The organism is Tardiphaga sp. 215_C5_N2_1 (genome assembly GCF_052076055.1).
In the GTDB taxonomy this organism is placed as follows: domain Bacteria; phylum Pseudomonadota; class Alphaproteobacteria; order Rhizobiales; family Xanthobacteraceae; genus Tardiphaga; species Tardiphaga robiniae.
Genome location: NZ_CP197240.1, coordinates 1,608,116 through 1,619,846, shown reverse-complemented (window position 1 = coordinate 1,619,846; position 11,731 = coordinate 1,608,116). Strand labels below are relative to the sequence as shown.

Sequence of the window (11,731 nt, the reverse complement as noted above, 5' to 3'; positions counted from 1 at the left end):
AACCAGCAACGTGGTAGCGCGTGCCAATCAACGCGCGACCAGCGTCGCCGTCATCGATATTGGCTCCAACTCGGTGCGTCTCGTTGTCTACGAGTCGCTGACACGAAGCCTTGTTACGCTCTTCAATGAGAAGGCGCTGTGCGGTCTCGGCCGCGAAGTGCAGAGCACCGGGTTGCTGGCCAAGGACGCTGTCGACAAGGCGCTGACGGCGCTGCGGCGCTTCCGTGCGCTGTGCAGGGTCATGAAGGTCGGTCGCGTCTACGCCATCGCGACCGCTGCGGCTCGCGATGCGAGCAATGGACCTGCCTTCATCGCAGCAGCCGAGAAAATCTGCGGCTGCGAGATCCAGATCATATCGGGGCCGCGCGAAGCGAAGCTCTCGGCGCTGGGCGTAATTTCAGGCGTGCACAAGCCGGATGGCCTGGTTGGCGATCTCGGTGGCGGTTCGCTCGAATTGATCGATGTCAAAGGCAATGCGGTCCGGCAGGGCGTGACGCTGCCGCTCGGTAGTCTCGCATTGCAGGACGCCTCACAAAAATCGCCGAAGAAGGCCGAACGCATCGTCAAGCTGGCGCTGGCTGACGTCGCGCAGCTCAAGGCGGGCGTAGGTCGCAATTTCTATGCGGTCGGCGGCACCTGGCGTGCATTGGCGCGGCTGCACATCATCCAGAGCGGCTATCCGCTACGTGTGATGCATGGCTATTCGATCCCGGCCACCGAAGCGCTCGATTTCGTGCGCCGCTTGCGCCGGCTCGCAACAGCCAACATTCTTGCCAACATCGAAGCCATAGCCGAACAGCGCCAGCCGCTGCTGGTCTACGCGGCGCTCGTGCTCGAATATGTCATTCGCACCGCCAAGCCGAAGACTATCGTGTTCTCGACCTATGGCGTCCGTGAAGGCTTGCTGTACGAAATGCTGCCGCAAGCGCAGCGCATGCAAGATGGTCTGGTCGGCGCCGCGCAGACCATGAACGAGTTGCTGTCGCGTTCGGCCCGCCACGCGCAGGAGCTGAGCGACTGGAGTGATCGGTTCGCCCGTGTCGCCAAGCTCAAAGAGACCGACGAGGATCGTCGGCTACGCCGGGTGGCGTGTCTGTTGTCCGATATCGGCTGGCGCGTCCATCCGGATCATCGCGGCGAGCAGACGCTCAGTTTGATCACGAACGGCAATTTCGGCTCGGTCGATCATCACGGTCGCGCATTCCTCGCGCTCTGTGTGTACTACCGCTACGCAGGATTCGGCGCCGAGAACGAGCCCCCGGAGCTGGTCCGCGCGCTTGTCTCGCCGGCACAGGTCGAACGCGCCCGTTTGCTCGGCGCGTTATTCAGGGTCGCGCATCTCATTTCGGCCGCGCGGCCGGGCGTGCTGCCCGCCACGCATTTCGCCACCAAGGATCGCAAGATGATGCTCGTCTTCGAGCATCGCATGGTCGATCTCGTCGCCGACCGCGTCGGCAGCCGCTTCAAGCAGCTCGCACGATTAGTGGGGAAGTCCGGGACGATCGTCAGGCGATAGCCACCGTCGCTCATTCTGAATGACACTACTGATTGCAGCGCGGCGTGACTCTCGGTTTCCGTGCGTATACTCTTTTCCGGTGCGGCCGTTTTGGTCCACGCGGCAAGTACATACGATTTCCGGACCGGGAGAGTCGAAATGTCAGCCCTTCTGATCAACCTTATCGTTCAACTGGTTGGCGGCGCGATTGGCGGAAATGTTGCCGGCGGTGCATCGAAGTCTGTCGATCTTGGTACAATCGGCAACACGATCGCAGGTGCAATAGGTGGCGGCGTTGGCGGTCAAATTCTCGGAATGCTGATTCCTATGCTTTCAAACGCATCGGCAACCACCGATATCGGTTCGCTGATCGGTCAGGTGGCCGGAGGCGGTGTCGCGGGTGCGGTGCTGACGGCAATCGTCGGAGCCATCAAGAACAGATCGGCGGCGTGGACGACGCAGCCTACGCGCGATCCACCCGGATCACCCGGCCTTTTTCCATCGCCAATGCAAGGCGGCCATGCTTGAGCGCCAGGGCGGCCTCGCCGAACAACTCACGCCGCCAGCCGTGCAGGGCGCCGACGTCGGCATTGTCGTCGGTGGCGATCTGCTCGAGATCGTCGACGGTGGCGATGACCTTGCTGGCGACGGCGTGACGTTCCGACGTCATGCGTAGCAGCACTTTCAGCAGTTCGACGGTGGCCGCGCCATTGGAATTGCCGCGTGGCTTCTCGATCTTCGGCAACGTGGCGGGATCGCGGGCGATGCCACGCTGGACGGCGGCAACAATGTCGCTGCCCCACTTGGAGCGATCAAAGCCCTTCGGCAGTGAACGCAGATTGGCAAGCTTCTCCAGTGACGTCGGCGCATGGGTCGCGATATCGCCGACGGCATCGTCCTTCAGCACGCGCGAGCGCGGCACATCGCGGCTCTGCGCTTCCTGTTCGCGCCAGGCCGCGACTTCCATCAGCACTGCGAGCTCTTTCGGCTTGCGGACGCGGGTCTTCAGCCGTTCCCAGGCGCGCTCGGGATGGAAATCATAGGTCTTTGGCGAGGTGAGAATTTCCATTTCCTCGCTGACCCAATCGCTGCGGTCGCGCTTCTTCAGGTCGGCATCGAGCTTGGCGAAGACGTCGCGCAGATGGGTGACGTCGGAGACGGCGTAGTGCAGCTGCTCTTCGGTCAGCGGACGGCGCGACCAATCGGTAAAGCGGTGGGTCTTGTCGGGGCGGTGGCCGGTGACGCGTTCGACGAGCTGGTCATAGGCAATGCTGTCGCCGTAGCCTAGCACCATGGCTGCGACCTGGGTGTCGAAGATCGGATGCGGCACCACGCCGGCGCGGTGTACGATGATTTCGATGTCCTGCCGCGCGGCATGGAAGACCTTCAGCACGGCCTCGTTGGCCATCAGGTCGAAGAACGACGTGAGGTCGATGCCCTCGGCAAGCGTGTCGATCACCACCGCGTCTTCCGCGCTGGCCATCTGGACCACGCAGAGCAGCGGGTAATAAGTGGTCTCGCGGAGGAATTCCGTATCGACCGTAATGACGGGGTGCTTGGCAAGTCGCTCGCACGCGGCGGTCAGCTGGGCAGTGGTCGTGATCAGTTCCATGGACGGTCCATAACGCTTTTGCCAAGGCGTTCGGCCGAAAAACCTGTTGAGTCAAGGTGTTTCGGGCAGATTGGAGGTCTGCTCCGATAGAATGAGGGTGTTTAGGTGCCGCAGAAGGTCTTCAGTACGCGCTGATCCGGCTCCGGCGGCTCGGCGTAATCCGCCATCTCCGGTTGATCTTCATAGGGTTTCGCCAGCACGGCCAGCAATTTCTCGAACGGCGCGTAGTCGTCGGCCAGCGCCGCCTGGATCACCGCCTCGACGCGATGATTGCGGGGGATGAAGGCTGGATTGATCGTCTGCATGGCCTGATGGCGGGTACCGGCGTCCTGCGACTCCCGGCCGAGTCGTGCCCGCCAGTTCACGGCCCAGGCGTCAAACGCCGTCGGATCGATGAACAGTCCGCGGACGGCTTCGTCGCTGTCTGCGTCAACCGCGGCGGCGCCGAGGCGGCGGAAGGTCAGGGTGAAATCGGCCTGATTGGCGGTCATGGCGGTCAGCAGATCCTGCGCCAATGCGGCATCGTCCGGCTGGCTGGTGAACAGCCCGAGCTTTCGGCGGAGACCGGCCTGATAGGCCGTGTCGAAAATATCGGAGAATTCGCCCAATGCGGCCTGCGCGATCTCGATGGCGGTCTTCTCGTCGCTGTCGATCAGCGGCAGCAGCGTCTCGGCGAAGCGCGTCAGATTCCACAGCGCGATGCGCGGCTGGTTCGCATAGGCGTAGCGGCCCATCTCGTCGATCGAGCTGTATACCGTCGCGGGATCGTAGGCGTCCATGAAGGCGCAGGGGCCGTAATCAATGGTCTCACCGGATACCGAGCAGTTATCGGTGTTCATCACACCATGGATGAAGCCGACATGCAGCCAGCGCGCGACAAGTTCGGCCTGACGGCGGATCACCGCATCGAGCAGCGCGCGAACCGGATGTTCGGCTTTGGCTGCGTCGGGATAGTGCCGGGCGATCACATGATCGGCGAGTTGTTTCACTCCGGCGATATCCTCGCGCGCGGCAAAAAACTGGAAGGTGCCGACGCGGATGTGGCTTGAGGCTACGCGTGTCAGCACGGCACCCGGCAGCATCGTCTCACGCTGAACCCGTTCGCCTGTGAGGACGGCGGCGAGGGAGCGCGTTGTGGGAATGCCCAGGGCCGCCATGGCTTCGCTGACGATATATTCCCGGATCACTGGACCAAGCGCAGCACGGCCATCGCCGCGGCGCGAGAAGGGTGTCGGACCGGAACCCTTGAGCTGGATGTCGCGGCGCACACCGTCGCGGTCAATGACCTCGCCGAGCAGGATCGCGCGTCCGTCGCCGAGCTGCGCCACGAAATGTCCGAACTGATGTCCGGCATAGGCCATCGCGAGGGGATCGGCGCCATCCGGCACGCGCTTGCCGGCGAGGACCTCGACGCCTTCGGGACTGGCCAGCCAGTCAGGATCGATGCGGAGTTGGTCGGCCAGTGCGCGGTTCAGCTTGATCAGCCGCGGCGCTGTCACCGGCGTCGGCGCAACGCGGGCGAAGAAATTCGCGGGCAGGGCGGCATAGCTGTTGTCGAACGGGAAGTGGACTGTCATGGCCCCAAGATGGGGGGCCATGACGTGTTAGGCAACCGCTGAAAGTGGTCTCAAGCGGCGCGAACCGTGTCGAGGAACCGGTCGACTTCGTCCTTTAGGCGATTGCTTTCGAGCGACAGCGACTGCGCTGCAGCCAGCACCTGCGTGGAGGCTGAACCGGTCTCGCTGGCGCCGCGATTGACCTCGGTGACCTCGCTGGCGACCTGGGTGCTGAGCTGGGCCGACTGCTGGACATTGCGCGCGATTTCCTGGGTCGCTGCGCCCTGTTCCTCGACCGCCGCTGCGATGGCGGACGAGACTTCCGAGATCAGCGTGATGGTCGAGCCGATCTCCTTGATGGTCTCGATCGTCTCGGCACTGGCCGCCTGCATGCCGGCGATCTGCATGCTGATTTCGTCGGTGGCCTTGGCGGTCTGCGACGCCAGCGCCTTCACCTCGGCGGCGACAACGGCGAAGCCGCGGCCGGCGTCACCGGCGCGCGCGGCCTCGATGGTGGCGTTGAGCGCCAGCAGGTTGGTCTGTTCGGCAACGGCGGTGATGAGCTTCACGACGTCATCGATCCGTGCAGTGGCCTGCGTGAGTTTGGTAATGCTTTCATTGGTCTTCTCGGCCTGCAGCACGGCGGTCGAAGCGATACGATTCGATTCATGAACCTGGCGGCCGATTTCATTCACCGACGAGGTGATTTCTTCCGTTGCCGCGGCCACCGACTGAACGTTGCTCGACACCGTATGCGATGCAGACGCTGCCGAGCCCGACAGGGTCATGGTGATATCCGACGTGCGGGTCAGCGTGGTGGCGGAGGCTTCGAGCTCGGTCGAGGCGGATGAAAGCGAACCAACCAGCTCGCTGATCATCGACTCGAAGTTGCTGGTCGCCTTCGTGATGGTTTCCGCACGGGCGGCCTTGATGGCGGCCTCGGCACCGGCAGCCTGATCCGCAGCACGCTTGGCGATGAGGGCGTCCTTGAAGATCTGCAATGCGCTGGCGATGCGTCCGATCTCGGTGCTCTCGCCCTGATGCGGGATAGCGGCCTCCAGCTGCCCATCGGTTAGCTGGCCCATCGGCTTCAGGATCGAGGCGATGCCGCCGGAGATGTCGCGCACCAGATACATGGCAGCGCCGAGGCCGAGCACGACCGAGGCGCCGAGAATGATAACCATCATCCAGATCGCGTTGGCATAGGTAGCGTTGGCATTGCTGCCGGCCGCTTCGGCACCTTTGTCGTTCAACTCGACGAGCTTGGCCAATGTGCCGTCCATGGCGCGGCCGGTCGGGACGACCTTCTTGGCGTTGATCTCTTTGGCGGCGTTCACGTCGCCCTTGTTGGCGAGGGCCTGGACGTCGTTGCCCGCGGCGATGAAAGCCTTCCATTCTGCGTCGAGCTTGTCGGCCAATTCGCGCTCTGCCGGCGATGACACCAGCGGGGCATAAGCCTTTGCTGCCTTTTCAAAGTCCGATTTGCGGGCGGCGAGGTTCTTGTCGACATCCGGACGGTCGGCATCGGCCACGATCAGGTGGTCGCGCAGCACAGCGCGATACCGCGCCGACTGAACGCGCATCTCACCGATCCAGCGGACGCTCGGGAGCCATTGCGTCTGGATATCCTGGGTCGCTGCGTTGATGGCTCGCATCTGCATGAAGGCGAGGGTGCCGATGCCCGCGATCACGACGAAAAGAAAAGCAACAATGACAAACAGCTTGGTACTGATCGAATATCTGGCGAGCACGAACATATTCCTCGGCGGTTCTAAGGCTGCGACGCCGGTCAGCCGAAATGGCGGCTGCCTTGGGTTGCGGCAGGGCAAGAAGCAGCAAGTTCCAGTTGAATCACCTGCCTTCAAAACGGGCTGGGTTCACGGCAAGACAGTGAATGGTGGTCGTCAACGTTCAGTAAATTTTGACACAAATACCGCTTTAAGTAGTTGAATCTGGTGCTGAAATACCGACGCGACGTATCCGGGTGCCGATGGTGCTTGACCCGAGGTAGCTGGTTATTGCGTGTGCAATCATGTAGTTCCCGCGTTGCGGGAGGTTTTCCGATCGCTCGATTGCATTTGGAAATGGTAGTCCGAAATTCATCGGTTGGAGGCCTCCGGTGATGCAGTCGCGGCCCGCAAATTCGGGCGATTTGATCGCCGAGCTTTGGTTGCCGCGTCGGATGCGGTCGGGTAAACCCTGCGCTTCGCGCTTGATCGCGAACCCGATTCCGCCCTCTGACGTATTTCCAGGATACCCATGCATCGCTACCGGTCTCACACCTGCGGCGCGCTCCGCGACAGCCATATCGACCAGACCGTTCGCCTGTCGGGGTGGTGCCATCGTATCCGCGACCATGGCGGCGTGCTCTTCATCGATCTGCGCGACCATTACGGCCTGACGCAATGCGTCGCCGATCCGGACTCGCCGGCGTTCAAGGTCGCCGAGACGCTGCGTTCGGAATGGGTCGTGAAGATCGACGGAAAGGTGCGTCGTCGTCCTGGCGGCACCGAGAATGCCGAACTGCCCACCGGCGATGTCGAGATCTATATCGATGCCATCGAGGTGCTCGGCCCCGCAGCCGAATTGCCGCTGCCGGTATTCGGCGATCAGGACTATCCGGAAGACATCCGGCTTAAATATCGCTTCCTCGACCTGCGTCGCGAGAAGCTGCATCAGAACATCATGACCCGCGGCGCCATCGTCGACTCGATGCGCAAGCGGATGAAGGAGCAGGGCTTCTTCGAATTCCAGACGCCCATCCTCACCGCGTCGTCGCCCGAAGGCGCGCGCGACTTCCTGGTGCCGTCGCGCATCCATCCCGGCAAGTTCTACGCGCTGCCGCAGGCACCGCAGCAGTACAAGCAGCTGCTGATGATGTCGGGCTTCGACCGCTACTTCCAGATCGCGCCATGTTTCCGCGACGAGGATCCGCGTGCCGACCGTCTGCCCGGCGAATTCTACCAGCTCGATCTCGAAATGAGCTTCGTCGAGCAGGAAGACGTGTTCGCGGCCGTGCAGCCGGTCATCACCGGCGTGTTCGAGGAATTCGCCAAGGGCAAGCCGGTCAACAAGGACTGGCCGAAGATCCCTTACGCAGAGTCGCTCCGCAAATACGGCACCGACAAGCCGGATCTGCGCAACCCGATCGAGATGCAGAACACGGCGGAGCACTTCCGCGGCTCCGGCTTCAAGGTGTTCGCGCGCATGCTCGAAGACGACAAGAATCAGGTCTGGGCGATCCCCGGTCCCGGTGGCGGCAGCCGTGCATTCTGCGACCGCATGAATTCCTGGGCGCAAGGCGAAGGCCAGCCGGGCCTCGGTTACATCATGTGGCGTGAAGGCGGTGAGGGCGCTGGTCCCTTGGCCAACAACATCGGACCGGAGCGCACTGAAGCGATCCGTCAGCAGCTCGGCCTGAAGGCCGGCGATGCCGCGTTCTTCGTCGCGGGCGATCCCGAGAAATTCTACAAGTTTGCAGGTCTCGCACGCACCAAGGTCGGCGAAGAGCTCAACCTGATCGACAAGGAGCGCTTCGCGCTGGCCTGGATCGTCGATTTCCCGATGTACGAGTACAACGAGGACGACAAGAAGGTCGACTTCTCGCACAACCCCTTCTCGATGCCGCAGGGTGGCATGGATGCGCTGACAGGTCAGGATCCGCTGACCATCAAGGCTTTCCAATACGACATCACCTGTAACGGCTACGAGATCGCGTCGGGCGGCATCCGCAACCACAAGCCCGAAGCTATGGTGAAGGCGTTCGAGATCGCCGGCTATGGCGAGGAGACGGTGATCGAGCGCTTTGGCGGCATGTATCGCGCCTTCCAGTACGGCGCGCCGCCCCATGGCGGTATGGCGGCAGGCGTCGATCGTATCGTGATGCTGCTCTGCGGTACGAACAACCTGCGCGAGATCTCGCTCTTCCCGATGAACCAGCGTGCTGAAGATTTGTTGATGGGCGCACCGTCAGAGGCTTCGCCGAAGCAGTTGCGTGAAGCGCATATCCGTCTCAATCTGCAGGACAAGTAGTCCGGCAAACCAACAAGAAGAAACGCCCTTCTACCTAACTTTTGTTTTATGACGCGCGGGAGCACGCATGTCTTCTTCATCTTCTGACGATCTCTCGCGCGCGGCGCTTGCCTATCACCGCCTTCCCAAGCCGGGTAAGCTCGAAATCCAGGCTACCAAGCCGCTTGCCAACCAGCGCGATCTGGCGCTGGCCTATTCGCCGGGCGTGGCCGCGCCGTGTCTCGCGATCGCAGCCGACCCCAATGAAGCGGCGTCGCTGACCTCGCGCGCCAATCTCGTGGCCGTCGTCTCCAACGGCACGGCTGTCCTCGGTCTCGGCAATATCGGTCCGCTGGCGTCGAAGCCGGTGATGGAAGGCAAGGCGGTCCTGTTCAAGAAGTTCGCCGGCATCGACGTGTTCGACATCGAGATCGCCGCCGACACCATCGAGCGCGTGGTCGAGGTCGTCTCGGCGCTGGAGCCAACCTTCGGTGGCATCAACCTCGAGGACATCAAGGGTCCGGAATGTTTCGAGATCGAGGCGCAGCTTAAAGAGCGCATGAAGATCCCGGTGTTTCACGACGATCAGCATGGCACCGCCATCATCGTCGGCGCCGCGATCAAGAATGCGCTGCTGCTCAACGGCAAGAACATCAAGAACGTCAAGATCGTCTGCTCGGGTGCTGGCGCTGCGGCGATCGCCTGTCTCAATCTTCTGGTGTCGCTGGGCGCGCAGAAGAAGAACATCTGGGTCTGCGATATCGACGGTGTCGTGCATGAGGGCCGCAACACCCTGATGGACCGCTGGAAGGCGGTCTATGCGCAGAAGACCGATGCGCGCGTGCTGGGCGATGTCATCGCCGGCGCCGATATTTTCTTGGGCGTCTCCGCTCCGGGCGTGCTGAAGCCCGAGATGGTCAAGGCGATGGCCGACAAGCCGCTGGTGATGGCGCTGGCCAATCCGACGCCGGAGATCATGCCGGACGAAGCGCGCAAGGCACGCCCGGACGCGATGATCTGCACCGGCCGGTCGGACTTTCCGAACCAGGTCAATAACGTCCTTTGTTTCCCGTTCATCTTCCGCGGCGCACTCGATTGCGGGGCGACGGCGATCAATGAGGCGATGAAGATCGCTGCCGTCGATGCCATCGCGCAGCTTGCGCAAGACCCGCCATCGGATGCCGTGACCGCCGGCTTCGACAACGAGACCCAGGGCTTCGGTCCGGGGTCGCTGATCCCGAGCCCGTTCGATCCACGCCTGATCCTGCGCATCGCGCCGGCCGTCGCTAAGGCGGCGATGGAATCCGGCGTGGCCTCGCGCCCGATCGCCAATTTCGAGGAATACACTGCAGGTCTCGAGCGTTTCGCATTCCGCTCCGGTCTGGTGATGAAGCCGGTCTTCGCGAAGGCAAAGACCCAGCCGGTGCGCGTGATCTATGCCGAAGGCGAAGACGAGCGCGTGCTGCGCGCCGTGCAGGTGGTGCTGGAAGAGAAGCTGGCGCGTCCGATCCTCGTTGGCCGTCCGTCGGTCGTTGAAGCCCGCATCAAGCGGTTCGGTCTGGCGATCCAGGCCGGCCAGGATTTCGACCTGATCAATCCCGAGGACGATCCGCGTTATCGCTCTTACGTGCAGTCCTATATCGACGTGGCCGGCCGTCGCGGCGTGACGCCGGATGCGGCGCGCACGGTCGTCCGCACCAATGCGACGGTGATCGCCGCGCTCGCCGTGATCCGCGGCGAAGCGGATGCAATGATATGCGGCGTCGAAGGCCGCTACATGAGCCATCTGCGCCATGTGCGCGAGATCATCGGCTTCCTGCCGGGCGTCAGCGATTTTGCAGCGCTGTCGCTGATGATCACGAGCAAGGGTGCGCACTTCATCGCTGATACGCAGGTGCGTCCAAATCCGAGCGCGGAAGAACTCGCGGAAATCGCGGCGCTCGCTGCCAACCACGTGCAGCGCTTCGCCATGAAGCCGAAGATCGCTTTCGTGTCGCATTCTGACTTTGGCAGCTACGATACGGACTCTTCGCGCAAGATGCGCCGCGCCGCAGCATTGCTCCGTGAGAAGCATCCGGAAATCGAGTCCGATGGCGAAATGCAGGGCGACACCGCGCTGTCGGAAGCGGCCCGCAAGATCGTGCTGCCGCATTCGAAACTCGAAGGCTCGGCGAATGTCCTCATCATGCCGACGCTCGATGCCGCCAATGTCGCCTATCAGATGATCAAGACGCTGGCGGATGCGCTCCCGGTCGGCCCGATCTTGATCGGCCCGGCCCGTCCGGCGCATATCCTGACGCCGGGGGTGACAGCGCGTGGTATCCTCAACATGACGGCGGTTGCGGCTGTCGAGGCGCAGGAGCGGGCTGGGCGTCCGCAGGCGAGCCTGTTCGGCTAGCGCGTTCAGTCAGCCTCGCGCTGGCTGGATGCTTCCCGGCCATTGCGCTTTTGGATAGTTAGCCAATCTGAGAAGCATCGCGACAAATGGATGACGCCAACGAGGTCATCCATTTGTTCGTTTGAAAAATGTGATGGAATGATCATACTCGTCACGTATTTCGACAAGTATTCATTGCAGTCCAGCGAGGCCGACCAATGCCAGCGTTTATTACTTTCGGGCGCATTCTCTTTGCCGTGATCTTCATTGCGTCCGGCGCATCCAAGTTTCTCGACCTCAGCGCAACAGCAGATGCGATCGCGAACAAGGTTATCCCGACGATCCCTGCGGTCGTGACGCCCTATGCGACACAGCTCGAAGGGCTGGCGGGCATGGAATTGAAGCAGATTCTTGCAATCGCCGTTGCGACACTGGAACTGGTCGGCGGTATCCTCGTCGCGCTGAATCTGGGCGCGCGCTTCTTCGCCCTGGTGCTGGTGCTGTTCGTGATGGCCGCAACGTTCTACTTCCACGACTTCTGGAACCTGACCGGCCCTGAGGCCAAGAACCAGATGATCCACGCGCTGAAGAACCTGTCGCTGATCGGCGGCCTCTTCATGATCGCCGGTATCGGCCGCAGCGCGCGGCTGCCGGGCGGCTACAACGAAGTATAGTCCTCG

The 11,731-nt window shown here is 62.3% G+C and carries 8 protein-coding genes and 1 pseudogene; 6 read left to right on the top strand and 3 right to left on the bottom strand.

The genetic code is table 11. The features are described from left to right. The first annotated feature begins 10 nt into the window (after positions 1 to 10). Positions 11 to 1,516 carry an exopolyphosphatase gene (gene ppx / locus AB7828_RS07625; protein WP_175366120.1) on the top strand — a complete coding sequence of 502 codons (1,506 nt, stop codon included), beginning with the start codon at positions 11 to 13 and terminating at the stop codon, positions 1,514 to 1,516. A 138-nt stretch (positions 1,517 to 1,654) separates the two neighbouring features. Next, positions 1,655 to 1,945 (top strand): annotated as a pseudogene (locus AB7828_RS07620) (hypothetical protein); the annotation flags it as partial. A 13-nt stretch (positions 1,946 to 1,958) separates the two neighbouring features. On the opposite strand, the gene rnd reads toward AB7828_RS07620, so the two are convergent. From rnd to AB7828_RS07605, 3 genes are all read right to left on the bottom strand, one after another. Next, a complete protein-coding gene (gene rnd, locus AB7828_RS07615; protein WP_309945700.1) occupies positions 1,959 to 3,107 on the bottom strand; it encodes a ribonuclease D in 1,149 nt (382 codons plus the stop codon). 101 nt (positions 3,108 to 3,208) lie between these two features. Then, positions 3,209 to 4,684, bottom strand: a complete 1,476-nt coding sequence (locus tag AB7828_RS07610) for a protein adenylyltransferase SelO (protein ID WP_441229835.1) — start codon at positions 4,682 to 4,684, stop codon at positions 3,209 to 3,211. A 50-nt stretch (positions 4,685 to 4,734) separates the two neighbouring features. Beyond that, positions 4,735 to 6,414 carry a methyl-accepting chemotaxis protein gene (locus AB7828_RS07605; RefSeq protein WP_441229834.1) on the bottom strand — a complete coding sequence of 560 codons (1,680 nt, stop codon included), beginning with the start codon at positions 6,412 to 6,414 and terminating at the stop codon, positions 4,735 to 4,737. Here AB7828_RS07605 and AB7828_RS07600 point away from each other — a divergent pair. The 4 genes from AB7828_RS07600 to AB7828_RS07585 all read left to right on the top strand — a co-directional run bounded on the left by AB7828_RS07600 (position 6,386) and on the right by AB7828_RS07585 (position 11,725). Further along, positions 6,386 to 6,613 (top strand): hypothetical protein, encoded by a 228-nt coding sequence (locus tag AB7828_RS07600; protein ID WP_158596856.1) that lies wholly within the window; start codon positions 6,386 to 6,388, stop codon positions 6,611 to 6,613. The genes AB7828_RS07605 and AB7828_RS07600 overlap by 29 nt on opposite strands. A 309-nt stretch (positions 6,614 to 6,922) precedes the next feature. Then, positions 6,923 to 8,695 (top strand): aspartate--tRNA ligase, encoded by a 1,773-nt coding sequence (gene aspS / locus AB7828_RS07595; protein ID WP_441229833.1) that lies wholly within the window; start codon positions 6,923 to 6,925, stop codon positions 8,693 to 8,695. Between the two features lie 67 nt (positions 8,696 to 8,762). Then, the gene (locus AB7828_RS07590; RefSeq protein WP_089263974.1) at positions 8,763 to 11,072 is read left to right on the top strand and encodes an NADP-dependent malic enzyme; all 2,310 of its coding nucleotides are present in this window, start codon (positions 8,763 to 8,765) and stop codon (positions 11,070 to 11,072) included. A gap of 197 nt (positions 11,073 to 11,269) precedes the next feature. Further along, positions 11,270 to 11,725, top strand: a complete 456-nt coding sequence (locus AB7828_RS07585; protein ID WP_089263975.1) for a DoxX family protein — start codon at positions 11,270 to 11,272, stop codon at positions 11,723 to 11,725. The last annotated feature ends 6 nt before the right edge of the window (positions 11,726 to 11,731 follow it).